This is a genomic window from Pseudomonas sp. B20(2017) (genome assembly GCF_002113125.1).
In the GTDB taxonomy this organism is placed as follows: Bacteria; Pseudomonadota; Gammaproteobacteria; order Pseudomonadales; family Pseudomonadaceae; genus Aquipseudomonas.
In genome coordinates this window covers 128,925-154,996 of sequence record NZ_NEJP01000001.1, presented here as the reverse complement: position 1 = coordinate 154,996, position 26,072 = coordinate 128,925, and the positions used below count along the sequence as shown (strand labels likewise).

Below are 26,072 nucleotides of genomic sequence, written 5' to 3'. Positions count from 1 at the left end.
TTTGCCTGAAGGGAGCGCGAGGCGCCATGAGCGAGTTTTTCCAGGCCAACGCTGAAGTCATCGGACGACGCTGGCCGGCGCTGTTCGCACGATTGCTGAACGAAGACAGTTCGGCGATCGAGGCCGAGCTTACGCAAGGGTTGGGCTCGACCCTGAGCATCGGCGGCATTCAGCTTACCAGCCGGCATGACCGTGTCCGCGAAGCGCAGATACAGGCTGCCAGCCTGCCAACGGACAAGCCGCAGCTGCATGTCTACGGCACCGGCCTCGGGGATTTGCCCACGGTGTTGCTGGAGCGCGCCGGGCTTGAGCGCTTGTATGTACACATCCTCAACGGCGCGCTGTTCGCTCTGGTGCTGCAACTGCTCGATCAGCGGGAGTGGCTGCAGGATCCGCGAGTTGAATTGCTCTACGCCGGCGACCTGCCCGACATCTGCACGCCGTTCTTCGCATTGCCTGCCGAGATGCTATTGGCCGATGACTTCAACGCAAAGATCCGTGATCGGCTGGTCAGCGAGGTGCACCTGAGCTTCAACAACCGTGAGTTCGATCCGCAGTCACCGTTCATTCAGCAGCGTCTGCAGGATTGCTTGCCGGTATTGCTCGCTGACGACGATGTGGCGACGCTGTTCGGAACCTGTGCCGGTCGGGAGATTTATGTGATCGGCACCGGGCCGACACTCGAGCAGCATTTCGAACGTCTGGCGGCGATTCGCGAGCGGGCCGAGCGTCCGTTGTTTATTTGTGTCGATACCGCGTACCGGCCGCTGCGCGAGCATGGGATCGTGCCCGACTATGTGGTGAGCATCGATCAGCGCATCAGCTTTCGGCATTTGCCATTCGAGGAGTCCGCCGGCATCCCGCTGGTGTATCTGCCAATGAGTGATCCCGAGGTGCTGAGAGCCTGGAAGGGCAAGCGTTATGGCGGTTACTCGGCAAGTCCGGTCTATGCGGCATTGCGTGAGCAGCATCCGAGGGCGCTGTTGCATGTGGGCGGCAGTGTGATTCATCCGGCCGTGGACCTGGCGGTGAAGATGGGCGCTGCGCGCATCACGCTGTTCGGCGCCGATTTTGCCTTCCCGATGAACAAGACCCATGCCGGCTGGAACGACGGGGACCTTGGGCCGTCGGTGAATCAGGCGCGGCACTGGGTGCGTGACGGGTATGGCCAGCGCGTCAGTACCCAGCTCAATTTTCGCGGCTATCTGTGCGTGCTGGAGCGATACATCGCCGGACAGCCGCAGGTGGCTTTTTTCAACAGCAGCCGCGCAGGGGCGCACATTGCCGGGACCACGTTCAATCAGGAGTTCGTGCAATGACTGCGCTGAAAAAATGGGTAGAGGAATGCCGCCAATGCGCCGGCCTGTTTCGGTTGGGGCGTGATGTCGAGGCTGCGTTGGCCATGGTCGATGTGTTCGAGGGCGCCCAGCAGTCGTTGGTGTCGGCCGGCGCGCCGACACAGTTGGCCTGGGCGCAGTTGCTCACTCAAATGCTCGAGTGTCAGGAGCGTCAGGATTGGTTGGGCCTTGCCGATTTCATGGAGTACGAGCTGATTCAATTGCTGGAAGAACCGTCTGCTTGAAGAGGGACGAAGGCGCTGGCCCGCAGGTTTGCGCCACGGACGGTTTTATGACGTCATTTTTTCGAAGGTAAAGTGCTGCTAAGTCTTTGTTTTCTTGGGGGTGGCAGGTTGATGGCAAATTTTTTCAAAAAAGCCCTCAAGCAACCTGCAAACCCGACGATAACTATTACGAAGGTTCTCTAGGCCATACCCGGCGGTTGCCAGGGCCGGAAGCCGCAGTACCCAACCAACGAGGAATTCGTCATGGCTTTAACAGTAAACACCAACACCACGTCGTTGAACGTTCAGAAAAACCTGAACCGCGCTTCCGACGCTCTGTCGACTTCGATGCAGCGCCTGTCTTCCGGCCTGAAAATCAACAGCGCTAAAGACGACGCCGCTGGCCTGCAGATCTCCAACCGTATGTCTTCCCAGATCCGCGGTAACACCCAGGCAATCCAGAACGCCAACGACGGTATCTCCGTTGCCCAGACCGCTGAAGGCGCTCTGCAAGCTTCGACCGACATTCTGCAGCGTATGCGTGAACTGGCTGTTAAAGCACGTAACGGTACCAACGGCACTGCTGACCAGACCGCTACCAACGCTGAATTCGCTCAGATGTCCGACGAGATCACCCGTATCTCGGCTGCTACCAACCTGAACGGCAAAAACCTGCTGGACGGTTCGGCTGGTACTGTGACTCTGCAAGTTGGCGCAAACACCGGTTCGGCTAACCACATCGACCTGGTACTGAGCTCCAAGTTCGACGCCGTCAGCCTGTCCGTAGGTAGCGGTACTGTAGTTCTGACCGGTACTACCGGTACTGGCGCTGGTTCTGCTTCGCAGAACATCGACAACGCGATCACTGCAATCGACGCCGCTATCGCTGCAATCGGTGCAACTCGTGCCAGCCTGGGTGCTTCGCAAAACCGTCTGACCAGCACCATCCAGAACTTGCAGAACATCACCGAGAACACCACTGCTGCACAGGGTCGCGTACAAGATACCGACTTCGCCGCAGAGACTGCTAACCTGACCAAGCAGCAAACCCTGCAACAGGCTTCGACCTCTGTTCTGGCCCAAGCCAACCAACTGCCTTCCGCTGTACTGAAGCTGCTTCAGTAATTTCGGAATGAGTTTTAGCGGGGGAGTGCGCTTGCGTGCTCTCTCGCTTTTTACGTTATGAGGTGATGAGCATGGACATGAGCGTCAAGCTTAACGTGTCTTATCCGGCTCCCAAGCCAGCCAATACCGTTGCTGACAAGCCGGTGGAAACGAAGCCTCAGACCGTTGAAGCGGTTCCTGCCTCGAAAAAGAGCCAGGAAGCCGATGAAAACAAGCTGAAGCTGGCGGTGCAGGAGATCGAGAAGTTCGTTCAGTCGATCAAGCGCAATCTGGAGTTCTCGATCGATGAGCATTCCGGGAAGGTCATCGTCAAGGTGATCGCAAGCGAGACGGGCGAAGTCGTACGACAGATCCCTTCCGCAGAAGCCCTGAAGCTGGCAGACAGCCTCGCCAACGCAAGTCACGTGTTGTTCGACGCCAAAGTCTGATAACTGGCATGAATAGTGTTTGAAGTTCTTTAGGCGCCGGCAAGGGTCAAAAGACTGGCAACAACCCCAAGGGAGATGCACATGGCAAGTCCAATTTTACCGGGTTCGGGCCTGGGCTCCGGCCTGGACATCGGTGCAATCGTTACTGCGCTGGTCAATGCCGACAAGTCGCCGAAGCAGACGCAGATCGATAATGCGACTAAAACCAACACGCTGAAGATTTCCGGTATCGGCACGTTGAAGAGTGCGCTGACCGCATTCCAGACCGCGATGACCAATCTGGGCAGCAAGACCAATCCAGCGTTTGCCGGTTACACGGCAACTTCGGGCACTCCGGCCGTTCTGGGGGTTTCTGCGGATAACACCGCCGTCTCGGGTACTTACAGTGTTGTTGTGAATAATCTGGCTACCGGCTCGAAAATAGCCAGTGCATCCTTTGCCGGCGGTGCTGCCAGTGCCATTCCGAGTGGTACCCTGAAAATCACTCAGAATGGCACTGATTACAATGTCACGATCCCGGCCAATGCCACCTTGCAGAGTACCCGGGATGCGATTAACTCGGCTCAGGCCGTCAACGGTATTTCCGCCAACATTGTGACCGACAGCTCGGGTGCTTCGCGCCTGGTGATCAGTTCGAGCAAGACTGGCGCCGGCTCCGACATGAAAGTCAGCGGCATTGCCGGCCTGGAAATCGACGGTACCCAGCTGATGGGCTCCAACCCGGCCGCCGGTGACTCCGGCGCGGTCAATGGCCTCGCCAAGGATGCGTCGCTGACCATTGATGGTTTGGCGGTGACCAGCAAGAGCAACACGGTTACCGGTGCTATCAGCGGTCTGACGATGAACCTGGTAACGGCCAGCCCGGGTACGCCACCGACACCTGTCACGGTGACTGTCGACGGTAATACCAAAGGTTTGCAGACGTCGGTTCAGGCGTTCGTCGATGCCTACAACACCTTGAAAAACACCATCGACACCTTGTCCAAGGCGACCCCGGACGAAGATGGCAAGCTGACTGTTCAGGCGGCGTTCACCGGTGACTCCCTGGCGCGCTCGCTGGTTGCCGATATCCGTGGGCAAATTACCGCCCCGAGTGCAACCGCTGGCAGCCCGATAGCCTATCTGTCGCAGTTGGGGGTCATGACCGACCGCAATACCGGTAACCTGACGTTCGACACGACTGCGTTCAACAAGGCCATGTCTACGCCGGGCATGAGCGGCAAGGTCCAGGAGATGTTCACTGGCACCAACGACACCAATGGTCTGTTGGCGCGCATGAGCAAGGCCGTGGATCCTTACCTCAAGGCTTCGGCCGATGGCAAGACCACCACCGGCCTGCTGGATCAGCGCCTGACTATCCTGAACAACAACACACGTAACCTCACTTCCCAGCAACTGGCGCTGGATCTGCGTGTGGCCAACCTGACCAAGACGTTGACTGCCAAGTACAACGCCATGGACTTGCTGGTAGGGCAAATGAAGGCTACGGCGAGCAACATCACGTCGTTCTTCAGCTCGCTGAATGCTCAGCAATCCGCGAAGTAATATGCAAGAGCGACAAAAACCCGGCTACGCTTTCGAGCGTGCGCCGGGTTTTTGTCTTATGGTCTAAAGTTTTTCGACTCGCTGGCGATACACTGTTCATACGAGTCATAGTGGCAAATGAGGTAGAACATGAATCCGATGTTGGCCCTTCGGCAATACCAGAAAGTCGGCGCTCAGGCCCAGACGTCCGAAGCGAGTCCCCACCGTCTGGTGCAAATGCTGATGGAAGGTGGTCTGGACCGTATCGCTCAGGCAAAGGGCGCCATCGAGCGCAAGGACATTGCCGCCAAGTGCACGGCGATCAGCAAGGCCATCGGCATCGTCAGCGGCTTGCGTGAAGGTCTGGATCTGGAAAAGTCTGCCGATACGCTGGCTGATCTGGACGGTCTTTACATCTACATGATGAAACGTCTCGCCGAGGCGAACATCAGCAGCGACCCGCGCATTCTTGATGAGGTTGCCGGCTTGCTGAGCACCGTCAAGGAAGGCTGGGACGCGATCGCGCCTGCGCCCGCTCCGCAGTTCTGAGGAGATCACCATGAGTCTTGTTTTGCAGCGAATTGAAGAAACCCGAGTAGCCTTGGTCGGCGCCCTGGCCGAGCGCAACTGGGAGGCGATCGGTCAACTGGATCTCGATTGCCGTTCCTGCATGGAAGATGTCATGAGTGAGGCGTCTCTGGATGAAGTAGCGCTGCGGGACAATCTTGAGGAGTTGCTGCACGTGTACAAGCAGCTGCTTGAAGTCGCCATGGGTGAGCGTCAGGCGATAGTCGACGAGATGTCGCAGATCACCCAAGCGCAGAACGCGGCAAAGGTTTACCATCTGTTTGGTTAATTAACCCTCAGTTAATCCAGACATGTGCGCCATAAATTTGACTGTGCACGGTTTTTTGACTTAACTAGTGGCTGTTTTCAGATTTCAGGCGTCTACAGGCACAAGGTGTCCTGCAAGCGTCTCGCTTGCCCCTCATTTTGGGCATTGAGTTGACTAGGGAAGTTGCTATTGCATGTGGCGTGAAACCAAAATTCTGCTGATCGATGACGATAGCGTCCGCCGCCGCGACCTGGCGGTGATCTTAAATTTTCTTGGCGAAGAAAATTTACCCTGCGGAAGCCATGACTGGCAGCAGGCAGTCGGCTCTTTGTCGTCTAGTCGTGAGGTCATTTGTGTACTGATCGGGACGGTCAATGCTCCTGGTGCACTTTTGGGCTTGTTAAAGACACTCTCAACCTGGGATGAGTTCCTTCCGGTTTTGCTGATGGGCGATAATTCTTCGGTGGACCTGCCCGAAGACCAGCGCCGCCGGGTGCTTTCGACCCTCGAAATGCCACCGAGCTACAGCAAACTGCTGGACTCCCTGCACCGCGCCCAGGTCTATCGCGAGATGTACGACCAGGCCCGCGAGCGTGGCCGGCATCGCGAACCCAACCTGTTCCGCAGCCTGGTCGGCACCAGCCGCGCGATCCAGCACGTGCGTCAGATGATGCAGCAAGTGGCCGACACCGACGCCAGCGTACTGATCCTCGGCGAGTCCGGAACCGGCAAGGAAGTGGTTGCGCGCAACCTGCATTACCATTCCAAACGTCGCGACGCGCCATTTGTACCGGTCAACTGCGGAGCAATCCCGGCCGAGTTGCTGGAAAGCGAACTGTTCGGCCACGAGAAGGGCGCCTTCACCGGCGCGATCACCAGCCGTGCCGGCCGCTTTGAGCTGGCCAACGGCGGTACGCTGTTCCTCGACGAAATCGGCGACATGCCGCTGCCGATGCAGGTCAAGTTGCTGCGCGTGTTGCAGGAGCGCACCTTCGAGCGCGTGGGCAGCAACAAGACCCAGAGCGTCGACGTACGCATCATTGCAGCGACCCACAAGAATCTCGAAAGCATGATCGAGATCGGCACCTTCCGCGAAGACCTTTACTATCGCCTGAACGTGTTCCCGATCGAGATGGCGCCGCTGCGTGAGCGCGTCGAAGACATTCCGTTGCTGATGAACGAGCTGATCTCGCGCATGGAGCACGAGAAGCGCGGTTCGATCCGCTTCAACTCTGCCGCGATCATGTCCCTGTGCCGCCACGGCTGGCCGGGCAACGTCCGCGAGCTGGCCAACCTGGTGGAGCGCATGGCGATCATGCATCCGTACGGGGTGATCGGCGTGGTCGAGCTGCCGAAGAAATTCCGCTACGTCGACGACGAAGACGAGCAAATGGTCGACAGCCTGCGCAGCGATCTGGAAGAGCGCGTGGCGATCAACGGCCATACGCCGGACTTCACCGCCAACGCTATGCTGCCGCCGGAAGGTCTCGACCTGAAGGACTACCTCGGTGGGCTGGAGCAGGGCTTGATTCAGCAGGCGCTGGACGACGCCAACGGCATCGTGGCCCGCGCCGCCGAGCGCCTGCGCATTCGCCGCACCACGCTGGTGGAGAAGATGCGCAAGTACGGCATGAGCCGTCGTGAAGGTGATGAACAGGCGGATGATTGACGCCTGTTTTTCAACTGTTTCATTTATAAGCGGTTTTTTTTAGGCACGGGTATTGCTACGTCCCTCGCAACGTTCCGTTTAACTGACGGTCAGCCAAGCGAGAGAGCACAATGCCCCAAGCCTCCCAGATGTCTTCTGTTCCCGAGTCCTCGGGGCAACTGCCGTCCGTAGAGCAGGCGAGCCGCCAGGGGCTTGAGCAGGCATTCGCCCTGTTCAACCAGATGTCCAGCCAGTTGACCGACTCCTACAGCATGCTCGAAGCCCGGGTCACCGAGCTCAAGGGCGAGCTGGCCGTGGTCAGCGCCCAGCGCATGCAGGAACTGGCGGAAAAAGAACGCCTGGCCAACCGTCTGCAAAACCTCCTTGATCTGTTGCCCGGTGGCGTTATCGTCATTGATGGGCATGGCATCGTGTGCGAGGCCAACCCTGCCGCCATCGAATTGCTTGGCCTGCCGCTGGAAGGCGAGCTGTGGCGTCACGTCATTGCCCGCTGCTTCGCACCCCGTGAAGACGACGGCCACGAAATTTCCTTGAAGAACGGTCGACGCCTGTCGATTGCCACCCGCTCGCTGGATGCCGAGCCGGGGCAGTTGGTGCTGCTCAACGACCTGACTGAAACCCGTCACTTGCAGGATCAACTGGCTCGTCACGAGCGCCTGTCATCTCTGGGGCGGATGGTCGCGTCGCTTGCGCATCAGATTCGTACGCCGTTGTCCGCCGCGCTGCTGTACGCCAGTCATTTGACCGAGCAGGAATTGCCGGTCGCCACCCAGCAGCGTTTTGCCGGTCGCCTCAAGGAGCGCCTGCATGAACTCGAGCATCAGGTGCGCGACATGCTGGTCTTTGCGCGTGGCGAGCTGCCACTGACCGACCGTGTCACGCCGAATGCCTTGATGCAGTCGTTGCAGGCTGCCGCGTTGACCCATGTGCAGGATCTGCCGATCCGCTGGCAGTGCGACAGCCATGTCGGCGAGTTGCTGTGCAATCGCGACACGCTGGTCGGGGCGCTGCTCAATCTGATTGAAAACGCCATTCAGGCGAGTGCCGGTGAGGTGCGTCTGAAGGTGCATTGCTATACCCGCGACAACACCCTGCGTTTGTGTGTCAGTGACAGCGGCAGCGGTATCGATGCGGCAGTGCTGGCGCGGCTGGGCGAGCCGTTTTTCACCACCAAAGTCACCGGGACCGGCCTCGGCCTGACCGTGGTCAAGGCTGTGGCGCGTGCGCATCAGGGAGAATTGCAGCTGCGTTCGCGGGTCGGGCGCGGTACGTGCGCGCAGGTCATTCTGCCGTTGTTTTCTGCTGTACAGGGAGCTGAGTGAAGGTCATGGGCATCAAGGTTCTGCTGGTCGAGGATGACCGCTCGTTGCGCGAAGCGCTGGCCGATACGCTGTTGTTGGCCGGTCACGATTATCACGCGGTGGGTTCGGCCGAAGAGGCGCTGAACGCCGTCGATCGCGAAGCGTTCAGTCTGGTGGTCAGCGACGTCAACATGCCGGGAATGGACGGTCATCAATTGCTCGGCTTGCTGCGCATGCGGCAGCCGCAATTGCCGGTGCTGCTGATGACCGCCCATGGCGCGGTCGAGCGCGCGGTCGATGCGATGCGCCAGGGCGCGGCGGATTATCTGGTCAAGCCGTTCGAGCCCAAGGCTTTGCTGGATTTGGTGGCGCGCCACGCCTTGGGCAGTCTTGGTGCGAGCGATGCAGAAGGTCCGGTCGCGGTCGAACCTGCCAGTGCTCAGTTGCTGGATCTGGCAGCGCGAGTCGCGCGCAGTGATTCCACCGTGCTGATCTCCGGCGAGTCCGGCACCGGCAAGGAGGTACTGGCGCGCTACATCCACCAGCAATCCTGTCGCGCCAGTCAGCCGTTCATCGCGATCAACTGTGCGGCGATCCCAGACAACATGCTTGAAGCCACCCTGTTCGGTCACGAAAAGGGCTCGTTCACCGGCGCCATCGCGGCCCAGGCGGGCAAGTTCGAACAGGCTGACGGCGGCACCATTCTGCTCGATGAAATTTCCGAAATGCCCCTCGGCCTGCAAGCCAAGCTGCTGCGGGTGTTGCAGGAGCGGGAAGTGGAGCGGGTCGGCGCACGCAAGCCGATCACTCTCGATATTCGCGTGGTGGCGACCACCAACCGCGACCTGGCCGGTGAAGTAGCGGCGGGGCGGTTCCGTGAAGACCTCTATTATCGACTGTCGGTATTTCCCCTGGCCTGGCGTCCGTTGCGTGAGCGCACCGCCGATATCCTGCCGCTGGCCGAGCGTCTGCTGGCCAAACACGTCAATAAAATGAAGCATGCGATGGCGAAGTTCTCGCCCGAGGCGCAAGCATGCCTGATCGGTTACCCATGGCCGGGCAACGTGCGCGAGCTGGATAACGCCGTCCAGCGGGCCTTGATCCTGCAGCAGGGCGGTTTGATCCAGCCGCAGGATTTCTGTCTCTCCGGGCCTGCGCTGTTTGCTCCATTGCCGGCGGTGGTGCCGGTCGCGCCGGTCGTTCGTGAAGTCGAGATCGAGGCGGATTCGGCCGGTGCGCTGGGCGATGACCTGCGTCGCCGCGAGTTTCAGATGATCATCGACACCCTGCGTACCGAGCGCGGTCGACGCAAGGAAGCCGCGGAAAAACTCGGCATCAGCCCGCGCACCCTGCGTTACAAACTGGCGCAAATGCGCGATGCAGGCATGGATGTCGAAGGCTACCTGTTCGCCACCTGACCGGTTGCGCAAACGTTTGAAACGGCTTTTCTGAAAGCGGTGCCATGAGCTGGCACCGTTGTTGCTAACACCTGAGTACCCGCCGAGTGAGTGTCAAAAAATTGCGGGCCGCCCAAGAGAGTAGACCATGAGCCAAGGTATTGAATTTAATCGGTTGATGATGGACATGAAGGCCATGCAAATGGACGCCATGTCGAAGCCGAAATCGACTTCCGCTGTCCCGGAAGTGGCAGGCAGCAACTTTTCCGACATGCTCGGTCAGGCCATCAACAAAGTGAACGATACCCAACAGGCTTCGAGTCAATTGGCCAACGCGTTCGAAATCGGCAAGAGCGGCGTCGATCTGACGGACGTGATGATTGCCTCGCAAAAAGCCAGCGTGTCGTTCCAGGCCCTGACCCAGGTGCGCAACAAGCTGGTTCAGGCTTATCAAGACATCATGCAGATGCCGGTTTAAGGACGAGATTGAGTCATGGCAGAAGCAGTCGCCGATAACGTTCCGGCCAAGGCCACCCCGATAGACGGCAAACCGCCGTTGTTCGGCCTGTCCTTCCTGGAAAACCTCTCCGAGATGACCGTGCTGCGTCAGGTGGGCCTGTTGGTTGGCCTGGCTGCAAGCGTGGCGATTGGCTTTGCCGTGGTGCTGTGGTCGCAGCAACCGGACTACCGGCCTCTGTACGGCAGCCTTGCCGGCATGGACGCCAAGCAGGTCATGGACACCCTGGCCTCCGCCGACATTCCCTACACCGTCGAACCGAATTCCGGCGCCTTGCTGGTCAAGGCCGATGACCTGTCCCGTGCGCGGCTCAAGCTCGCGGCCGCTGGTGTCACTCCCAGCGATGGCAACATCGGTTTTGAAATCCTCGACAAGGAACAGGGTCTGGGCACCAGCCAGTTCATGGAAGCGACCCGTTATCGTCGCGGCCTCGAAGGCGAACTGGCCCGCACCATTTCCAGCCTGAACAACGTCAAGGGCGCACGCGTTCACCTGGCGATTCCGAAAAGTTCGGTGTTCGTGCGTGACGAGCGCAAGCCAAGCGCTTCGGTACTGGTCGAGTTGTACTCCGGTCGTTCGCTGGAGCCGGGCCAGGTCGTCGCCATTATCAACCTGGTGGCCACCTCCGTTCCCGAGCTGAGCAAATCGCAGATCACCGTCGTCGACCAGAAGGGCAATCTGCTGTCGGACCAGGCGGAAAACTCCGAAATGACCATGGCCGGCAAGCAGTTCGATTACAGCCGTCGCATGGAAAGCATGCTCACCCAGCGTGTGCACAACATTCTGCAACCGGTACTGGGCAACGATCGCTACAAGGCTGAAGTCTCGGCCGACGTCGATTTCAGTGCCGTCGAATCGACCGCCGAGCAGTTCAACCCGGATCAACCGGCCCTGCGCAGCGAACAGTCGGTCAACGAACAACGCACCGCCAGCAATGGCCCGCAAGGCGTACCGGGTGCCCTGAGCAACCAGCCGCCGTCGCCGGCCTCCGCACCGCAAACCACTGGTGGCGCTGCTGCCCCGGCGGGCATGGTGCAACCAGGCCAGCCACTGGTTGACGCCAACGGTCAGCAGATCATGGACCCGGCCACCGGCCAGCCGATGCTCGCACCGTATCCGGCGGACAAGCGTCAACAATCCACCAAGAACTTCGAACTCGACCGTTCCATCAGCCACACCAAACAGCAGCAGGGTCGCCTGAATCGCCTGTCGGTGTCGGTCGTTGTGGACGATCAGGTCAAGATCAATCCGGCCAACGGCGAAACCACCCGCGCGCCGTGGAGCGCCGACGAATTGGCGCGCTTCACCCGTCTGGTGCAGGACGCGGTCGGCTTCGACGCCAGCCGTGGCGACAGCGTCAGCGTGATCAACATGCCGTTCTCCGCCGAGCGCGGCGAAGTGATCGCCGATATTCCGTTCTACTCCCAGCCATGGTTCTGGGACATCGTTAAACAAGTGCTGGGTGTGTTGTTCATCCTGGTGCTGGTGTTCGGCGTGCTGCGTCCGGTGCTCAACAACATCACCGGCGGCGGCAAAGGCAAGGAACTGGCCGGTCTGGGCGGTGACGTGGAATTGGGTGGCATGGGCGGTCTGGACGGTGAACTGTCCAACGATCGCGTCAGCCTCGGCGGCCCGACCAGCATCCTGCTGCCGAGCCCGAGCGAAGGCTATGACGCTCAGTTGAACGCAATCAAGAGTCTGGTGGCAGAAGACCCGGGCCGTGTGGCCCAGGTCGTGAAAGAGTGGATTAACGCAGATGAGTGATAACCGAGCCGCCGTCGCCAAACTGTCCCGGGTCGATAAAGCCGCGATTCTGCTGCTGTCCCTGGGTTCGACCGATGCCGCACAAGTGCTGCGCCACATGGGCCCGAAAGAGGTTCAGCGTGTCGGCGTGGCCATGGCCCAGATGGGCAACGTCCACCGTGAGCAGGTCGAGCAGGTCATGAGCGAGTTCGTCGACATCGTCGGCGATCAGACCAGCCTGGGCGTCGGCTCCGACGACTACGTGCGCAAAATGCTCACCCAGGCCCTGGGTGAAGACAAGGCCAACGGCCTGATCGACCGCATTCTGCTGGGCGGCAACACCAGCGGCCTCGACAGCCTGAAATGGATGGAGCCGCGCGCCGTTGCCGACGTGATCCGTTACGAGCACCCGCAGATCCAGGCGATCGTGGTCGCGTACCTCGATCCGGATCAGGCCGGTGAAGTGCTGGGCAACTTCGACCACAAAGTGCGTCTGGACATCATCCTGCGCGTCTCGTCGCTGAACACCGTGCAACCGGCCGCGCTGAAAGAATTGAACCAGATCCTCGAGAAGCAGTTCTCCGGCAACTCGAACGCCTCTCGTACCACCCTGGGTGGCATCAAGCGGGCGGCGGACATCATGAACTTCCTCGACAGCTCGATCGAAGGCCAGCTTATGGACTCGATCCGCGAAGTCGACGAAGACCTGTCCGGTCAGATCGAAGACCTCATGTTCGTGTTCAACAACCTGGCCGATGTCGACGACCGCGGTATCCAGGCGCTGTTGCGCGAAGTGTCCTCCGATGTGCTGGTGCTGGCCCTCAAGGGTTCGGACGAAGGCGTCAAAGAGAAGATCTTCAAGAACATGTCCAAGCGTGCTGCCGAACTGTTGCGCGACGACCTCGAGGCCAAAGGCCCGGTGCGCGTCAGCGACGTGGAAACGGCGCAGAAGGAAATCCTCACCATCGCCCGCCGTATGGCCGAAGCCGGAGAAATCGTGCTCGGTGGCAAGGGCGGCGAGGAAATGATCTAAGCCCATGGAAAAGCACGACGACGATGTGACGGACCTGATCCGTGCCCGGGACGTCCGCGGTTTCGATACCTGGGCCTTGCCCAGCTTCGACCCGCCGAAACCCGAGCCCGAGCCGGAACCGGAGCCTGAACCGCCGGAAATGGAAGAGGTGCCGCTGGAAGAAGTCCAGCCACTGACTCTGGAAGAACTCGAAAGCATCCGTCAGGAGGCCTACAACGAGGGCTTCGCCATCGGCGAAAAGGAAGGCTTCCACAGCGCCACCCTCAAGGTGCGCCAGGAAGCCGAAGTGGTCCTGGCGGCCAAGGTCAACAACCTTGAGCAACTGATGGGCCACCTCTTCGAGCCCATCGCCGAACAAGACACCCAGATCGAAAAGTCGCTGGTCGACCTCGTGCAGCACATCGCCCGTCAGGTGATCCAACGCGAACTGGCCATCGACTCGACGCAGATCGAACACGTCATGCGCGACGCGCTCAAGCTGTTGCCGCTGGGCGTGGGCAATGTGCGGCTGTACGTCAATCCGCAAGATTTCGAACAGGTCAAAGCCCTGCGCGAACGTCATGAGGAAACCTGGCGCATCGTCGAAGACGAATCCCTGTTGCCGGGCGGTTGCCGGGTCGAGACCGACCACAGCCGGATCGACGCCAGCATCGAAACCCGCGTCAGCCAGGTCATGGCCAAGCTGTTCGACCAGTTGCACGAACAGGCCCTGCATCCGGCCGCCTCGGACCTGAGCCTCGACTTGCCGGAAACACCGAAGCCGGCACCGGTTGCAGAAGAGCCGCTCGCGGACGCCCCCGATGCGCCTTGAACGCACCAGCTTCGCCAAGCGCCTGAGCACCTACGCCGAGGCCATCGAAATCGCCGGTGCGCCGATTCTCGAAGGGCGCCTGCTGCGCATGGTCGGTCTGACGCTTGAAGCCGAAGGCCTGCGCGCCGCCATGGGCACGCGCTGCATGGTGATCAACGACGACACCTATCACCCGTCCCAGGTTGAAGCCGAAGTCATGGGCTTCTCCGGCAGCAAGGTGTTCCTGATGCCGGTCGGCAGCGTGGCCGGCATTGCCCCGGGCGCCCGCGTCGTGCCGCTGGCCGACACCGGTCGTTTGCCGATGGGCATGAGCATGCTCGGTCGCGTGCTCGACGGCGCCGGACGCGCGCTGGACGGCAAGGGCGGCATGAAGGCCGAAGACTGGGTGCCGATGGACGGCCCGACCATCAACCCGCTCAACCGTGACCCGATCAGCGTGCCGCTGGACGTCGGCATTCGTTGTATCAACGGTTTGTTGACGGTCGGTCGCGGTCAGCGTCTGGGCCTGTTCGCCGGTACCGGTGTCGGTAAATCGGTGTTGCTGGGCATGATGACTCGCTTCACCGAGGCGGACATCATCGTCGTCGGCCTGATCGGCGAGCGGGGTCGTGAAGTTAAAGAATTCATCGAGCACATTCTCGGTGAAGAAGGCCTCAAGCGTTCGGTGGTAGTGGCGTCGCCTGCGGACGATGCGCCGCTGATGCGTTTGCGCGCTGCGATGTACTGCACGCGGATCGCCGAGTATTTCCGCGACAAGGGCAAGAACGTCCTGTTGCTGATGGATTCCCTGACCCGTTTCGCCCAGGCACAACGGGAAATCGCCCTGGCCATCGGCGAGCCGCCGGCGACCAAGGGTTATCCGCCGTCGGTATTCGCCAAGTTGCCGAAACTGGTGGAGCGCGCCGGTAATGCGGAGAAGGGCGGGGGTTCGATCACCGCTTTCTACACCGTTCTGTCCGAAGGCGATGATCAGCAGGACCCGATTGCCGATTCGGCGCGGGGTGTGCTCGACGGGCACATCGTGCTGTCGCGGCGTCTGGCCGAGGAAGGTCATTACCCGGCCATTGATATCGAAGCCTCGATCAGCCGGGTGATGCCGGCGGTGGTGTCGCCGGAACACATGCAGCGCGCGCAATACTTCAAACAGCTGTGGTCGCGGTATCAGCAGAGTCGCGATCTGATCAGCGTCGGTGCCTATGTGGCCGGTGGTGATCGTGAGACCGACCTGGCAATTTCCCTGCAGCCGCAGTTGGTCAGATACCAGCGGCAGGGGCTGAACGACAAAATCAACATGGGCGAAAGCCAGGCTTATCTCGAAACCCTGTTCGCCCCGGCGGCGGGCGGCTAACCGCTCATGGCCGCTGTCAGTCGAGCCGCGCGTCTGGCGCCGGTGGTGGATATGGCCGAGAAGGCCGAAAAAACCGCCGTGCAGCGCCTGGGCTACTTTCAGGGACAGGTGAAGGTTGCTGAAAGCAAACTGGCCGACCTCAATGCCTTTCGTCTGGATTACTCTCAGCAGTGGATCGTGCGCGGCAGCACCGGTGTGACCGGGCAATGGCTGCTGGGTTTTCAGGGCTTTCTGGCGCAACTCGATACCGCAGTCGATCAGCAGCGCCAGAGCTTGCAATGGCACCAGAACAAGCTCGACAAGGCGCGTGAGGAATGGCAACAGGCGTTCGCCAAGGTCGAAGGCCTGCGCAAACTGGTGCAGCGTTATCGCGAAGAGGCGCAACGCCTTGAAGACAAGCGCGAACAAAAGCTGCTGGACGAGTTGTCCCAGCGTTTGCCGCGTCATCAGGTGTTCTGACGGGCAGATCTCTGACAGAGTCCGACGCTATCGCGCCTTGCCCCCATCCCCTCCAGCTGCTAAACCTTGTACACGTTCGTCAATGACAAGGAAGCCAGCACATGTCAGTCGTTACAGAAGTCTCTCCCGATGGTCAAAAGCTGACGATTTCGATCAAGGGTCGGTTCGATTTCGGTCGCCATCAGGAGTTTCGCGAGTCCTATGAGCGACTCAATAAAAAGCCCGACTCCATCGTGGTGGATCTCAAGGAGGCCACCTATCTCGACAGTTCGGCACTGGGCATGCTGCTTCTGTTGCGTGATCACGCCGGTGGCGACGACTCGGACGTGCGGGTGGTCAACAGCAATTCGGATGTGCGCAAGATCCTCGCCATCTCCAACTTCGACAAACTGTTCGACATCAGTTGACGGCCATGCAGCCGCAAGAGCCGCTGACGATCCTGATCGCCGAAGACAGCGCCGCTGACCGGCTGCTGTTGTCGACCATCGTCCGTCGCCAGGGGCATGAGGTCTTGACGGCCACCAACGGTGCGGAAGCGGTCGAAGCGTTTACTCGACAGAAGCCGCACCTGGTATTGATGGACGCCATGATGCCGGTAATGGACGGATTCGAAGCGGCGCGGCGGATCAAGGCGCTGGCCGGTGAAAGTCTGGTGCCGATCATCTTTCTGACATCGCTGACGGAAAGTGAGGCGCTGGCCCGATGTCTGGAGGCCGGAGGCGACGACTTTCTGGCGAAGCCGTACAACCAGGTGATCCTCGCCGCCAAAATCAAGGCGATGGATCGCTTGCGACGTTTGCAGGCGACGGTGTTGCAGCAGCGCGACCTGATCGCCAAACATCATGATTATCTGCTCAACGAGCAGCGGGTCGCCAAGGCGGTATTCGACAAGGTCGCGCATTCCGGCTGCCTGAGTGCACCGAACATCCGCTACCTGCAATCGCCCTATGCGCTGTTCAACGGTGATTTGCTGTTGGCGGCCTATACGCCGGCCGGGGACATGCATGTGCTGCTCGGTGACTTCACCGGTCATGGCTTGCCGGCCGCCGTCGGCGCCATGCCACTCGCCGAGGTCTTCTACGGCATGACCGCCAAGGGGTACGGCCTGGCCGAGACCCTGCGGGAAATGAATGCCAAGCTCAAACGCATTCTGCCGGTGGACATGTTCTGCTGTGCAACGCTGCTTTGCCTGAGTTCTCAGCGGCGTTCGGTCGAAGTCTGGAATGGCGGCATGCCGGACGGCTATCTGCATTGCATTGCCACGGGGGAGCGCACGCCGCTGGCGGCGCGGCACTTGCCGTTGGGGGTGCTGAGCCCGCAGGCTTTCGACGACCGTACCGAGGTGCACTCGATGGCGGTGGGGGATCGCGTGTTTGTGCTCTCGGATGGGGTCATCGACACCTGTGATGCGAGCGATCAGCTGTTTGGCGTTGAACGCTTGCAGCGGGTGTTTGCCGCCAACCGCCAGCCGGACCGGCTGTTCGAGGAAATCGAGCGCGCCTTGCAGGACTTTCGCGGTGAGGCCCGCGACGACGTGAGCATGGTCGAGGTCAGCCTGCTGGAGGCTGACCAGGTTCATGCGTCGGCGCCGGTGTATTCCGACAGTGGTCAATCCTGCCCTCTGGACTGGTCGGTGAGCTTCGAATTTCGCGGCGCCACGCTCAAGCGCTTCAATCCTCTGCCTTACCTGTTGCAGTTGTTGCTGGAAGTGCATGGATTGCGGGCGCAGAGTGGCGCGCTGTACAGCGTGCTGGCCGAGCTTTACTCCAACGCGCTGGAGCATGGCGTGCTGGGTCTGGATTCGAGCCTCAAGCGCGATGCGTCGGGTTTCGCCCGTTATTATGAGCAGCGCAATGCGCGTCTCGAGGCCTTGCGGGACGGTTACGTGCGCGTGCATTTACAGGTGCGGCCGGAAGGCGAGGGCGGTTGTCTGGTGGTGCGGGTCGAAGACAGCGGCCAGGGATTTGACGTCGCGCGCGTGATGGAGCGGCCGCTCGACGGTGTCCGTCTGTCGGGGCGCGGGGTCAGTCTGATCCGCCAATTGGCGCGTAATGCCAGCTGGTCAGACGATGGTCGCAGTGCCTGCGTGGAGTTTTTCTGGGAGGCTCTGGCATAATCCGCGCATTCTTGATCAAGGAGTGAACAAGTGGCTGATACACATGTGGACCACGAGGCGCTGAGCGCGCTGCGGGAAGTGATGGAAGACAGCTATCCGGAACTGCTGGATACCTTCCTCGCCGATTCCGAAAATCGCCTGCGCGAGTTGCAGCAGACTGCCGATGCTGACGCGTTGTCTTCCGTTGCGCACAGCTTCAAGGGCAGCAGCAGCAACATGGGCGCGACCCGTCTTGCAGTGCTGTGCCAGGAGCTGGAACAGCATGCCAAAGACAAAAGCCCTTCTGAGATCATCAAACTGGTCGCCGATATCCATAGCGAATTCGCCGATGTGCGGCCCGTTTATGTCGCCGAACGACAGCGTTCGCTGACGCACTGATCCTGCCGCCGGGCGGTTTTGTCGGAATTCTGACGAAACTGGCCCAGCACTTGCAGTCATCTATCCCAACTGTACCTACGATCCCAGTGCAGCGGAGACCGTGCCATGCCTGCAAGCCCCAACATTCTTCTTCAGACCGCCGCCCAGGCCAAGGCGCAAGCTGCCTCGGCCAAATCATCGGCAGTGGCCGCAGAGCCCGGGGACAAGGCCTCCAGCTTCGCTCAGGTGTTCGCCGATCAGGGCCCGAACAAGCCTTCGGTGACCGTCGACAATTCGGCAAAACCTGCCCGTGACAAGGTTGCCGATAATGGCGGCAAGAAAGACGTGGGCAAGGATCAGTCTGCCGCCCCCGAGCCGGCGGTTGCCGATAGCGGCAAAGCCTTGCCCGCCGACAAACCGGCGACGGCGGCAACGGACGACAAGACCGCTACTGATGACGAAACTGCCGATACCCCACCGACCCCTGTTGTCGACACGGCACCGGTGGATCCAGCACTGGTGGCAGCGGTAGAACCTGTCGTCGCTGCGCCGGTAGCGGCTACGCCCGTCATCGATACCGCCGCGAAGCCTGAAACCGACAAGCCAGTCGTGGCGGCATTGCCGGGTATGGTCAAGGATCCGACGCCAGCCACGGATCCGGCTTTCGACCCCGAAGCGGATCCGCTGGATTCGCTCCCCGCCGTGCGCATGGCCATGGAGCAGAGTGGTCACATTTCCGCTTCCAGCCAGTCCCAGCCCAAGTCCACCCCGGCCCAGGCTCAGGCTGACGGCGAATTAACCTCGGCGCAGAACTTCGCTGCCGGCATGGCCAGCATGCTCGATGTGCAGGCTGACAAGGACAGCACCAGCCAGGGCGGCGAAAAGGCATTCAGCGGTCTGATCGATGACGGCCTGAAGGACCTGAAGACCGCAACCAGCGACACCCGTGTCGATGATTTCGCCAACCGTCTGGCGGCGCTGACCCAGGCTGCCACACCGAAAACCGCCAACGCGGTGCCGGTGAACCAGCCGATTGCCATGCACCAGAACGGCTGGACCGAAGAAGTGGTCAACCGGGTGATGTACCTGTCGAGCAACAACCTGAAGGCGGCGGACATCCAGTTGCAGCCAGCGGAACTGGGGCGTCTGGATATCCGGGTGAACATGGTTCCGGACCAGCAGACTCAGGTGACCTTCATGAGCGCGCATCCGAGTGTGCGTGAAGCTCTCGACGGCCAGATGCACCGCCTGCGTGACATGTTCAACCAGCAAGGCATGGGGCAGGTCGACGTCAACGTTTCCGACCAGAACCGTGGCTGGCAGGGCCAGGGTCAGGAACAGGCGCAACAGGGGCAGAGCGGTCGTACCAGCGCTGCCGGCGGTCGCCTGGACTCGGCCGAAGAAGAGTTGACGCCGGCAGCCGTGGCTGAAGCGGCGGCTACGGCCACTCACGTGATCGGTTCCAGCGCCGTCGACTACTACGCCTGATATTCAAGGCAAATTGACTGTGGGAGCGAGCTTGCTCGCGAAGGCTTTTTGACGAACAACACCTGTGTTGAATGTTAAACCGCTTTCGCGAGCAAGCTCGCTCCCACAGTTGTTTGCGCTGCCCCTGCCTACCCCTCCGACACTTCTGGCATAACACTTGCTCTTGCCTTGCCGTGCGACTGTGAAAACCCGATTAGTGACGGATTATTGGCATGGCGAAGAGCGAAGCTGCAGCAGTAAAAGACCCCGCAACCAAAGGCAGACTCAAGATGATCATTGCGATCGTGCTCGGGTTGCTGCTGGCCATCGGCGCATCTGTGGGGGCGACCTGGTTCTTCATGCACAGTGCCCAGAGCAAGCCCGAGGCGGCCGCCGAAGCGGCTCCGGTCGGCAAGCAACCGGCGATTTTCGAGCCGATGGCACCGGCATTCGTGGCCAACTACAACCAGAACGGCCGTCAGCGCTACATGCAGGTGAGCATCACCATGCTGGCGCGCAATCAGGCGGATCTGGAAGCGCTCAAAGTGCACATGCCGGTGATCCGCAACAACCTGGTGATGCTCTTCTCCGGTCAGGATTTCGCCACGCTGGCGACCCCGGTCGGTCAAGAGATGTTGCGCCAGAAGGCCACAGCCAGCGTCCAGGAAGTGGCGCAGAAAGAGCTGGGCAAAGTGGTGATCGAACAGTTGCTTTTCACTAATTTCGTACTGCAGTAGGAACACGACATGGCCGTGCAGGATCTGCTGTCCCAGGATGAAATCGACGCGCTGTTGCATGGCGTCGACGATGGTCTGGTACAGACCGATAACGCTGCCGAACCCGGCAGTGTCAAAAGCTACGACCTGACCAGCCAGGATCGCATCGTCCGTGGACGCATGCCGACTCTGGAAATGATCAACGAGCGTTTTGCCCGCTACACCCGCATCAGCATGTTCAACATGCTGCGCCGCTCGGCGGACGTTGCCGTCGGTGGCGTACAGGTGATGAAGTTCGGCGAATACGTGCACTCGCTGTACGTGCCGACCAGCCTCAACCTGGTCAAGATCAAACCCCTGCGCGGCACCGCGCTGTTCATCCTCGACGCCAAACTGGTGTTCAAACTGGTGGACAATTTCTTCGGCGGCGACGGTCGTCACGCCAAGATCGAAGGGCGTGAATTCACCCCGACCGAACTGCGTGTGGTGCGCATGGTGCTGGAGCAGGCGTTCGTCGACCTGAAAGAAGCCTGGCAGGCGATCATGGAAGTCAACTTCGAGTACATCAACTCGGAAGTGAACCCGGCCATGGCCAACATCGTCGGCCCGAGCGAAGCGATCGTGGTTTCCACGTTCCACATTGAACTCGACGGCGGTGGCGGCGATCTGCACGTGACCATGCCGTACTCGATGATCGAGCCGGTGCGCGAAATGCTCGACGCCGGTTTCCAGTCGGACCTCGACGATCAGGACGAACGCTGGGTCAACGCCCTGCGCCAGGACGTGCTGGATGTCGACGTGCCGATCGGTGCCACCGTGGCCCGCCGCCAGTTGAAGCTGCGCGACATCCTGCACATGCAGCCGGGTGACGTGATCCCGGTCGAAATGCCGGAAGACATGATCATGCGCGCCAACGGCGTGCCGGCCTTCAAGGTCAAGATGGGCTCGCACAAAGGCAACCTTGCGTTGCAAGTGATCGAGCCGATCGAGCGCCGCTAAGCGGCGCCCTCACTCCCTGATTCTTTTACCGGTTTTTTGCCCGCCGAGGACAAATGATGAACGACGATATGAACACCCAGGACGATCAGGCACTGGCCGATGAATGGGCTGCCGCCCTGGAAGAGACCGGTGAAGCCGGGCAGGCCGACATCGACGCGCTGCTGGCCGCCGACGCTGGCGTTTCGAACTCCAACCGTCTGCCGATGGAAGAGTTCGGCAGCGTGCCGAAAAGCAACGAGCCGGTGTCGCTGGATGGCCCGAATCTGGATGTGATTCTCGACATCCCGGTGTCGATCTCAATGGAAGTGGGCAGCACCGACATCAACATCCGCAACCTGCTGCAACTCAACCAGGGTTCGGTGATCGAGCTTGATCGTCTGGCCGGTGAGCCGCTGGACGTGTTGGTCAACGGCACCCTGATCGCCCACGGCGAAGTGGTGGTGGTCAACGAAAAGTTCGGCATCCGTCTGACTGACGTGATCAGCCCGAGCGAACGCATCAAGAAGCTGCGCTGAGTGAAAAAGGTTCTGGGTGCTTTGTCCGGCCTGGCGCTGGCGTTGCCGTTCAGCGTGCTGGCGGCCGAGCCGGTGGCGACCACGGCAGCGGCGGCTGCGCCGGCCGTCAACAGCGGCGTGGCGGGTCAGCTGACGCAGCTGGTGCTGGGGTTGCTGCTGGTGCTGGGGTTGATCTTCTTCCTCGCCTGGCTGTTGCGCCGGGTGCAGCAGGCAGGTCCCGCCGGCAAGGGCCAGGTGATCGAGTTGATCGGTTCCCGCGCGCTCGGGCCGCGTGACCGTCTGATGCTGGTGCAGGTCGGCAACGAGCAGATTCTGCTGGGTCTCAGCCCCGGAACCATCACTGCGTTGCACGTGCTCAAAGAGCCGGTCGAGGTGCCGAACACCGCCGACAAAGCGACTCCGGAATTTGCCCAGCATCTGTTGAAGATCCTCGGCAAGGATCAGAAGGATAAGAAGTAATGGGTGCGTTGCGCATCGTCTTGACCCTGGCCCTGATGTTGGCCGCGCCGCTGGCATTCGCCGCCGATCCGTTGTCGATCCCGGCGATCACCCTGGGCACCAACGCCGAGGGTGCGCAGGAGTATTCGGTCAGCCTGCAGATCCTGCTGATCATGACGGCGCTGAGCTTCATTCCGGCCGCCGTCATCCTGATGACCAGTTTCACCCGGATCATCATCGTCTTCTCGATCCTGCGTCAGGCCCTGGGCCTGCAACAGACTCCGTCGAACCAGATCCTCACCGGCATGGCACTGTTCCTGACGCTGTTCATCATGGCGCCGGTATTCGATCGGGTGAACAACGATGCGTTGCAGCCGTACCTCAAGGAAACGCTGACCGCGCAGCAGGCAGTGGAAAAGGCTCAGGTGCCGATCAAGGACTTCATGCTCGCCCAGACCCGCTCCAGCGATCTGGAGCTGTTCATGCGCCTGTCCAAACGTACCGACATCGCCACTCCGGATGCTGCGCCGCTGACGATTCTGGTGCCGGCGTTCGTGACGTCTGAGCTGAAAACCGCGTTCCAGATAGGCTTCATGATCTTCATCCCGTTCCTGATCATCGACCTGGTGGTCGCGAGCGTGCTGATGGCGATGGGTATGATGATGCTGTCGCCGCTGATCATTTCCCTGCCGTTCAAAATCATGCTGTTCGTGCTGGTGGATGGCTGGGCGCTGATCATCGGCACCTTGGCCAGCAGTTTCGGAGGTGTATCGCCATGACGCCAGAAGTAGCGGTCGACATCTTTCGCGAAGCCCTGTGGCTGACCACGATGATGGTTGCGATCCTGGTGGTGCCGAGTCTGCTGGTGGGCCTGCTGGTGTCGATGTTCCAGGCCGCCACCCAGATCAACGAACAGACCCTGAGCTTCCTGCCGCGTCTGCTGGTGATGCTGGTAACGCTGATCGTCGCCGGCCCGTGGCTGGTGCAGACGTTCATGGAATACATCACGCAGTTGTACAAAAACATTCCGATGGTCATCGGCTAAGCCATGCAGTCGCTGCTTCAGCTGACCGACACCCAGATCAGTACCTGGGTAGCGACGTTCATGCTGCCGCTGTTTCGCGTCGCCTCGATGTTGATGGTGATGCCGGTCTTCGGAACCACGCTGGTGCCCCGGCGGATTCGTCTGTACTTCGCCTTCGCGATCACCGTGGTGATCACCCCCAACCTGCCGCCTATGCCGGCGGTCAGTCCTCTGGACCTCAGTGGGTTGCTGCTGATTGCCGAGCAGATCCTCGTGGGTGCGGTGCTGGGTTTCTCTCTGCAGTTGTTCTTTCAGGCCTTTGTGGTGGCGGGGCAGATCGTCGCGATCCAGATGGGCATGGGCTTCGCGTCGATGATCGACCCTACCAACGGCGTGTCGGTGGCGGTGATCGGGCAGTTCTTCACGATGCTGGTGACCTTGCTGTTCCTGTCGATGAACGGGCACCTCGTGGTTTTCGAAGTGCTCACGGAAAGCTTCACCACACTGCCGGTTGGCGGCGGACTGATGACCACACATTACTGGGAGCTGGCCGGCAAACTCGGCTGGGTGCTGGGCGCCGCGTTGTTGCTGGTGCTGCCGGCAGTCACCGCGCTGCTGGTGGTCAACATCGCTTTTGGCGTGATGACCCGCGCTGCGCCACAGCTCAACATTTTCTCCATCGGCTTTCCGCTGACCCTGGTGCTCGGCCTGTTCATTGTCTGGGTCGGGCTGGCGGACATTCTCAATCAGTATCAACCGCTGGCCACCGAGGCCTTGCAGTTTTTACGCGAACTGGCAAAGGCGCGCTGAGTCATGGCTGAGAGCGAAAGTGGTCAGGACAAAACAGAAGACCCCACGGAGAAACGCAAGAAGGACTCCCGGGAAAAGGGTGAGATTGCGCGCTCCAAGGAGCTCAACACGCTGGCAATCATGCTCGCCGGCTCTGCCGCGCTGCTGATTTTTGGCGGCATGCTCGCAGAAGAACTGATGGATCTGATGCGCCAGAACTTCACGCTGTCGCGGGAGGTGATCATGGACGAGCGCTCCATGGCGACGTTCCTGATGAGTTCCGGATTGCAGGCATTGCTGGCGATTCAGCCGATCATGATCACCCTGTTGCTGGCCGCTTTCCTCGGGCCGATTGCGCTGGGTGGCTGGCTGTTCGCCGCCGGTTCGCTGGCACCCAAGTTCAGCCGGATGAACCCGGCGGCGGGCCTCAAGCGGATGTTTTCGATGAAGGCCGTGGTCGAGCTGCTCAAGGCGCTGGCCAAGTTTCTCATCACGCTGGGTGTGGCGCTGGTGGTGCTCAATTCGGACATCGACGACCTGCTGCGCATCGCCCACGAGCCGCTGGACCGGGCGATCATTCACAGCTTGCAACTGGTGGGCTGGAGCTCTCTGTGGCTGGCGTGCGGTTTGATCATCATCGCCGCCGTCGACGTGCCCGTGCAGATCTGGGAGAGCATCAAGAAGCTCAAGATGACCAAGCAGGAAGTGCGCGACGAGCACAAGGACCAGGAAGGTCGGCCGGAGGTCAAGCAACGGATTCGCCAGGTCCAGCGCGAGATGTCGCAGCGGCGGATGATGGCGGCGATCCCGGATGCCGACGTGGTCATCACCAACCCGACCCACTACGCCGTGGCACTCAAGTACGACGCCGAGAAGGGCGGGGCGCCGATGCTGCTGGCCAAGGGTAGCGACTTCCTGGCGCTGAAGATCCGCGAAATCGCCGTGGCCAACAACGTCATGCTCCTCGAGTCGCCAGCGCTGGCGCGTTCGATCTATTACTCCACGGAGCTGGAAGAAGAAATCCCCGGCGGCCTGTACCTGGCGGTCGCTCAGGTATTGGCCTACGTCTACCAGATCCGCCAACATCAGGCCGGCAAGGGCAAGCGCCCCGATCCGCTCAGTGATGACTTGCCGATCCCGCCGGATCTGCGGCGCGATTCTTGACTTTGTGGTGATGAAAAAACCGCCTTCCGGTTGAACCTGATGGCGGTTTTTTCATACCCGATGAACTGTGTTGGCTGTGAGGCCGCCTTCGCGAGCAAGCTCGCTCCCACAATGGAATGCGGTCAACTGTGGGAGCGAGCTTGCTCGCGAAGGAGTCAGCGGCCACGACACATCTCTCAAGCCTTTACGCTGAAGTCTGCGACGACGGTATTTCCAGATTATCCAGCACCCGATTCAGTGCCAGCTCCCCGAGCATGATCAGTTGCGCAATACCCACCAGCGTCCTGCGCTGCGAGGCGGGCATGAGGTGGGTGAAGTCATTGACGATGGTTCTGGCTGATGCCAGGGTTTCGCAGGCATCAGCCAGCAGCTCTTCGTTTTTGAAGTCCGCGGTGACGGCGTACATTTTGCGGCCTCTGCGCGGTGGTGGCGTGGAGCCGGGCGGGCAGAGATAGTGATCGAGGGTGCGGTCGGCGGCTTCGTGAAGCTTTCTGGAATCGGCGGATTCGTAGGGCGAGGCGGGGTCGGTTTCGGGTGGATTGTGTGTGGGTTTGATTATGGTGAAGCTCCTGAGTTATGGAGCCACTCTTTCCCTGTCGCTAAACAGGTGAAGGTGGCAGCTGTACGCAGGTTAGCGAACCGGTCTCAGGCACCCCGGTAGACCCGAAGGTCTCCCGCATACAGCCGCCATAACGTAATTGCGGACGAAGATTCCCACAACGAAGCCATGAACGCT

29 protein-coding genes are annotated in these 26,072 nt (G+C 60.5%); 28 read left to right on the top strand and 1 reads right to left on the bottom strand.

Annotated features, from left to right (window positions below; translation table 11 throughout):
* The first annotated feature begins 26 nt into the window (after window positions 1–26).
* From CAF63_RS00785 to flhB, 28 genes are all read left to right on the top strand, one after another.
* Window positions 27–1,319, top strand: coding sequence for a motility associated factor glycosyltransferase family protein (locus CAF63_RS00785; protein ID WP_085683007.1), 1,293 nt, complete (start codon window positions 27–29; stop codon window positions 1,317–1,319).
* Window positions 1,316–1,582: a hypothetical protein gene (locus CAF63_RS00780; RefSeq protein WP_085683006.1), complete on the top strand. Its 267-nt coding sequence runs from the start codon at window positions 1,316–1,318 to the stop codon at window positions 1,580–1,582. The genes CAF63_RS00785 and CAF63_RS00780 overlap by 4 nt, the downstream gene beginning before the upstream one ends.
* Before the next feature lie 243 nt (window positions 1,583–1,825).
* Complete coding sequence (locus tag CAF63_RS00775) at window positions 1,826–2,686, top strand: flagellin domain-containing protein (RefSeq protein ID WP_007958307.1); 861 nt, start codon at window positions 1,826–1,828, stop codon at window positions 2,684–2,686.
* 71 nt (window positions 2,687–2,757) lie between these two features.
* Complete coding sequence (locus tag CAF63_RS00770) at window positions 2,758–3,114, top strand: flagellar protein FlaG (RefSeq protein WP_085683005.1); 357 nt, start codon at window positions 2,758–2,760, stop codon at window positions 3,112–3,114.
* An 81-nt stretch (window positions 3,115–3,195) separates the two neighbouring features.
* Entirely contained in the window at window positions 3,196–4,659 is a 1,464-nt protein-coding gene (gene fliD, locus CAF63_RS00765; RefSeq protein WP_085683004.1) for a flagellar filament capping protein FliD, read from the top strand.
* Window positions 4,660–4,788: 129 nt separating this feature from the next.
* Window positions 4,789–5,187 carry a flagellar export chaperone FliS gene (gene fliS, locus CAF63_RS00760; protein ID WP_064594357.1) on the top strand — a complete coding sequence of 133 codons (399 nt, stop codon included), beginning with the start codon at window positions 4,789–4,791 and terminating at the stop codon, window positions 5,185–5,187.
* A 10-nt stretch (window positions 5,188–5,197) separates the two neighbouring features.
* Complete coding sequence (locus CAF63_RS00755) at window positions 5,198–5,494, top strand: flagellar protein FliT (protein ID WP_085683003.1); 297 nt, start codon at window positions 5,198–5,200, stop codon at window positions 5,492–5,494.
* Between the two features lie 172 nt (window positions 5,495–5,666).
* The gene (locus CAF63_RS00750) at window positions 5,667–7,142 is read left to right on the top strand and encodes a sigma-54 dependent transcriptional regulator (RefSeq protein ID WP_003222863.1); all 1,476 of its coding nucleotides are present in this window, start codon (window positions 5,667–5,669) and stop codon (window positions 7,140–7,142) included.
* 110 nt (window positions 7,143–7,252) lie between these two features.
* The gene (locus tag CAF63_RS00745; protein WP_085683002.1) at window positions 7,253–8,464 is read left to right on the top strand and encodes an ATP-binding protein; all 1,212 of its coding nucleotides are present in this window, start codon (window positions 7,253–7,255) and stop codon (window positions 8,462–8,464) included.
* Between the two features lie 5 nt (window positions 8,465–8,469).
* Entirely contained in the window at window positions 8,470–9,861 is a 1,392-nt protein-coding gene (locus CAF63_RS00740; RefSeq protein ID WP_085683349.1) for a sigma-54 dependent transcriptional regulator, read from the top strand.
* A gap of 127 nt (window positions 9,862–9,988) precedes the next feature.
* A complete protein-coding gene (gene fliE / locus CAF63_RS00735) occupies window positions 9,989–10,318 on the top strand; it encodes a flagellar hook-basal body complex protein FliE (RefSeq protein ID WP_011333048.1) in 330 nt (109 codons plus the stop codon).
* A 15-nt stretch (window positions 10,319–10,333) separates the two neighbouring features.
* Window positions 10,334–12,121: a flagellar basal-body MS-ring/collar protein FliF gene (gene fliF / locus CAF63_RS00730; protein WP_085683001.1), complete on the top strand. Its 1,788-nt coding sequence runs from the start codon at window positions 10,334–10,336 to the stop codon at window positions 12,119–12,121.
* On the top strand, window positions 12,114–13,133 hold the full coding sequence (gene fliG, locus CAF63_RS00725; RefSeq protein ID WP_007958288.1) for a flagellar motor switch protein FliG: 1,020 nt from the start codon (window positions 12,114–12,116) through the stop codon (window positions 13,131–13,133). Before fliF ends, fliG begins: the two co-directional genes overlap by 8 nt.
* A 4-nt stretch (window positions 13,134–13,137) precedes the next feature.
* Window positions 13,138–13,944, top strand: a complete 807-nt coding sequence (fliH, locus tag CAF63_RS00720; protein WP_085683000.1) for a flagellar assembly protein FliH — start codon at window positions 13,138–13,140, stop codon at window positions 13,942–13,944.
* On the top strand, window positions 13,934–15,292 hold the full coding sequence (fliI, locus tag CAF63_RS00715) for a flagellar protein export ATPase FliI (protein WP_085682999.1): 1,359 nt from the start codon (window positions 13,934–13,936) through the stop codon (window positions 15,290–15,292). Before fliH ends, fliI begins: the two co-directional genes overlap by 11 nt.
* Before the next feature lie 6 nt (window positions 15,293–15,298).
* Entirely contained in the window at window positions 15,299–15,751 is a 453-nt protein-coding gene (gene fliJ, locus CAF63_RS00710) for a flagellar export protein FliJ (protein ID WP_085682998.1), read from the top strand.
* Window positions 15,752–15,852: 101 nt separating this feature from the next.
* A complete protein-coding gene (locus tag CAF63_RS00705) occupies window positions 15,853–16,158 on the top strand; it encodes an STAS domain-containing protein (RefSeq protein WP_085682997.1) in 306 nt (101 codons plus the stop codon).
* A 5-nt stretch (window positions 16,159–16,163) separates the two neighbouring features.
* Complete coding sequence (locus tag CAF63_RS00700) at window positions 16,164–17,867, top strand: fused response regulator/phosphatase (RefSeq protein ID WP_085682996.1); 1,704 nt, start codon at window positions 16,164–16,166, stop codon at window positions 17,865–17,867.
* Window positions 17,868–17,897: 30 nt separating this feature from the next.
* The gene (locus CAF63_RS00695; protein ID WP_007951942.1) at window positions 17,898–18,245 is read left to right on the top strand and encodes an Hpt domain-containing protein; all 348 of its coding nucleotides are present in this window, start codon (window positions 17,898–17,900) and stop codon (window positions 18,243–18,245) included.
* A 105-nt stretch (window positions 18,246–18,350) separates the two neighbouring features.
* Complete coding sequence (locus tag CAF63_RS00690; protein WP_085682995.1) at window positions 18,351–19,712, top strand: flagellar hook-length control protein FliK; 1,362 nt, start codon at window positions 18,351–18,353, stop codon at window positions 19,710–19,712.
* A 212-nt stretch (window positions 19,713–19,924) separates the two neighbouring features.
* Complete coding sequence (gene fliL / locus CAF63_RS00685) at window positions 19,925–20,428, top strand: flagellar basal body-associated protein FliL (RefSeq protein WP_085682994.1); 504 nt, start codon at window positions 19,925–19,927, stop codon at window positions 20,426–20,428.
* Window positions 20,429–20,437: 9 nt separating this feature from the next.
* Window positions 20,438–21,406: a flagellar motor switch protein FliM gene (gene fliM, locus CAF63_RS00680; RefSeq protein ID WP_003222890.1), complete on the top strand. Its 969-nt coding sequence runs from the start codon at window positions 20,438–20,440 to the stop codon at window positions 21,404–21,406.
* Window positions 21,407–21,462: 56 nt separating this feature from the next.
* Complete coding sequence (gene fliN, locus CAF63_RS00675) at window positions 21,463–21,921, top strand: flagellar motor switch protein FliN (RefSeq protein ID WP_085682993.1); 459 nt, start codon at window positions 21,463–21,465, stop codon at window positions 21,919–21,921.
* Window positions 21,922–22,380 (top strand): flagellar biosynthetic protein FliO, encoded by a 459-nt coding sequence (gene fliO, locus CAF63_RS00670; protein WP_085682992.1) that lies wholly within the window; start codon window positions 21,922–21,924, stop codon window positions 22,378–22,380.
* Window positions 22,380–23,138: a flagellar type III secretion system pore protein FliP gene (gene fliP / locus CAF63_RS00665; RefSeq protein ID WP_085682991.1), complete on the top strand. Its 759-nt coding sequence runs from the start codon at window positions 22,380–22,382 to the stop codon at window positions 23,136–23,138. Before fliO ends, fliP begins: the two co-directional genes overlap by 1 nt.
* Window positions 23,135–23,404 (top strand): flagellar biosynthesis protein FliQ, encoded by a 270-nt coding sequence (gene fliQ, locus CAF63_RS00660; RefSeq protein ID WP_007951951.1) that lies wholly within the window; start codon window positions 23,135–23,137, stop codon window positions 23,402–23,404. The genes fliP and fliQ overlap by 4 nt, the downstream gene beginning before the upstream one ends.
* A 3-nt stretch (window positions 23,405–23,407) precedes the next feature.
* On the top strand, window positions 23,408–24,193 hold the full coding sequence (gene fliR, locus CAF63_RS00655; RefSeq protein ID WP_085611525.1) for a flagellar biosynthetic protein FliR: 786 nt from the start codon (window positions 23,408–23,410) through the stop codon (window positions 24,191–24,193).
* 3 nt (window positions 24,194–24,196) lie between these two features.
* Window positions 24,197–25,336 (top strand): flagellar biosynthesis protein FlhB, encoded by a 1,140-nt coding sequence (gene flhB / locus CAF63_RS00650; protein WP_085682990.1) that lies wholly within the window; start codon window positions 24,197–24,199, stop codon window positions 25,334–25,336.
* A gap of 184 nt (window positions 25,337–25,520) precedes the next feature.
* Here flhB and CAF63_RS00645 read toward each other — a convergent pair whose 3' ends face one another.
* The gene (locus tag CAF63_RS00645; RefSeq protein ID WP_085682989.1) at window positions 25,521–25,895 is read right to left on the bottom strand and encodes a DUF6124 family protein; all 375 of its coding nucleotides are present in this window, start codon (window positions 25,893–25,895) and stop codon (window positions 25,521–25,523) included.
* Window positions 25,896–26,072: the final 177 nt, after the last annotated feature.

Excerpts from the sequence above, each read along its gene's own strand:
- CAF63_RS00785 (WP_085683007.1), top strand. The coding sequence starts at position 27 with ATGAGCGAGTTTTTCCAGGCCAACGCTGAAGTCATCGGACGACGCTGG.
- CAF63_RS00780 (WP_085683006.1), top strand. The coding sequence starts at position 1,316 with ATGACTGCGCTGAAAAAATGGGTAGAGGAATGCCGCCAATGCGCCGGC.
- CAF63_RS00775 (WP_007958307.1), top strand. The coding sequence starts at position 1,826 with ATGGCTTTAACAGTAAACACCAACACCACGTCGTTGAACGTTCAGAAA.
- CAF63_RS00770 (WP_085683005.1), top strand. The coding sequence starts at position 2,758 with ATGGACATGAGCGTCAAGCTTAACGTGTCTTATCCGGCTCCCAAGCCA.
- fliD (WP_085683004.1), top strand. The coding sequence starts at position 3,196 with ATGGCAAGTCCAATTTTACCGGGTTCGGGCCTGGGCTCCGGCCTGGAC.
- fliS (WP_064594357.1), top strand. The coding sequence starts at position 4,789 with ATGAATCCGATGTTGGCCCTTCGGCAATACCAGAAAGTCGGCGCTCAG.
- CAF63_RS00755 (WP_085683003.1), top strand. The coding sequence starts at position 5,198 with ATGAGTCTTGTTTTGCAGCGAATTGAAGAAACCCGAGTAGCCTTGGTC.
- CAF63_RS00750 (WP_003222863.1), top strand. The coding sequence starts at position 5,667 with ATGTGGCGTGAAACCAAAATTCTGCTGATCGATGACGATAGCGTCCGC.
- CAF63_RS00745 (WP_085683002.1), top strand. The coding sequence starts at position 7,253 with ATGCCCCAAGCCTCCCAGATGTCTTCTGTTCCCGAGTCCTCGGGGCAA.
- CAF63_RS00740 (WP_085683349.1), top strand. The coding sequence starts at position 8,470 with ATGGGCATCAAGGTTCTGCTGGTCGAGGATGACCGCTCGTTGCGCGAA.
- fliE (WP_011333048.1), top strand. The coding sequence starts at position 9,989 with ATGAGCCAAGGTATTGAATTTAATCGGTTGATGATGGACATGAAGGCC.
- fliF (WP_085683001.1), top strand. The coding sequence starts at position 10,334 with ATGGCAGAAGCAGTCGCCGATAACGTTCCGGCCAAGGCCACCCCGATA.
- fliG (WP_007958288.1), top strand. The coding sequence starts at position 12,114 with ATGAGTGATAACCGAGCCGCCGTCGCCAAACTGTCCCGGGTCGATAAA.
- fliH (WP_085683000.1), top strand. The coding sequence starts at position 13,138 with ATGGAAAAGCACGACGACGATGTGACGGACCTGATCCGTGCCCGGGAC.
- fliI (WP_085682999.1), top strand. The coding sequence starts at position 13,934 with ATGCGCCTTGAACGCACCAGCTTCGCCAAGCGCCTGAGCACCTACGCC.
- fliJ (WP_085682998.1), top strand. The coding sequence starts at position 15,299 with ATGGCCGCTGTCAGTCGAGCCGCGCGTCTGGCGCCGGTGGTGGATATG.
- CAF63_RS00705 (WP_085682997.1), top strand. The coding sequence starts at position 15,853 with ATGTCAGTCGTTACAGAAGTCTCTCCCGATGGTCAAAAGCTGACGATT.
- CAF63_RS00700 (WP_085682996.1), top strand. The coding sequence starts at position 16,164 with ATGCAGCCGCAAGAGCCGCTGACGATCCTGATCGCCGAAGACAGCGCC.
- CAF63_RS00690 (WP_085682995.1), top strand. The coding sequence starts at position 18,351 with ATGCCTGCAAGCCCCAACATTCTTCTTCAGACCGCCGCCCAGGCCAAG.
- fliL (WP_085682994.1), top strand. The coding sequence starts at position 19,925 with ATGGCGAAGAGCGAAGCTGCAGCAGTAAAAGACCCCGCAACCAAAGGC.
- fliM (WP_003222890.1), top strand. The coding sequence starts at position 20,438 with ATGGCCGTGCAGGATCTGCTGTCCCAGGATGAAATCGACGCGCTGTTG.
- fliN (WP_085682993.1), top strand. The coding sequence starts at position 21,463 with ATGAACGACGATATGAACACCCAGGACGATCAGGCACTGGCCGATGAA.
- fliP (WP_085682991.1), top strand. The coding sequence starts at position 22,380 with ATGGGTGCGTTGCGCATCGTCTTGACCCTGGCCCTGATGTTGGCCGCG.
- fliQ (WP_007951951.1), top strand. The coding sequence starts at position 23,135 with ATGACGCCAGAAGTAGCGGTCGACATCTTTCGCGAAGCCCTGTGGCTG.
- fliR (WP_085611525.1), top strand. The coding sequence starts at position 23,408 with ATGCAGTCGCTGCTTCAGCTGACCGACACCCAGATCAGTACCTGGGTA.
- flhB (WP_085682990.1), top strand. The coding sequence starts at position 24,197 with ATGGCTGAGAGCGAAAGTGGTCAGGACAAAACAGAAGACCCCACGGAG.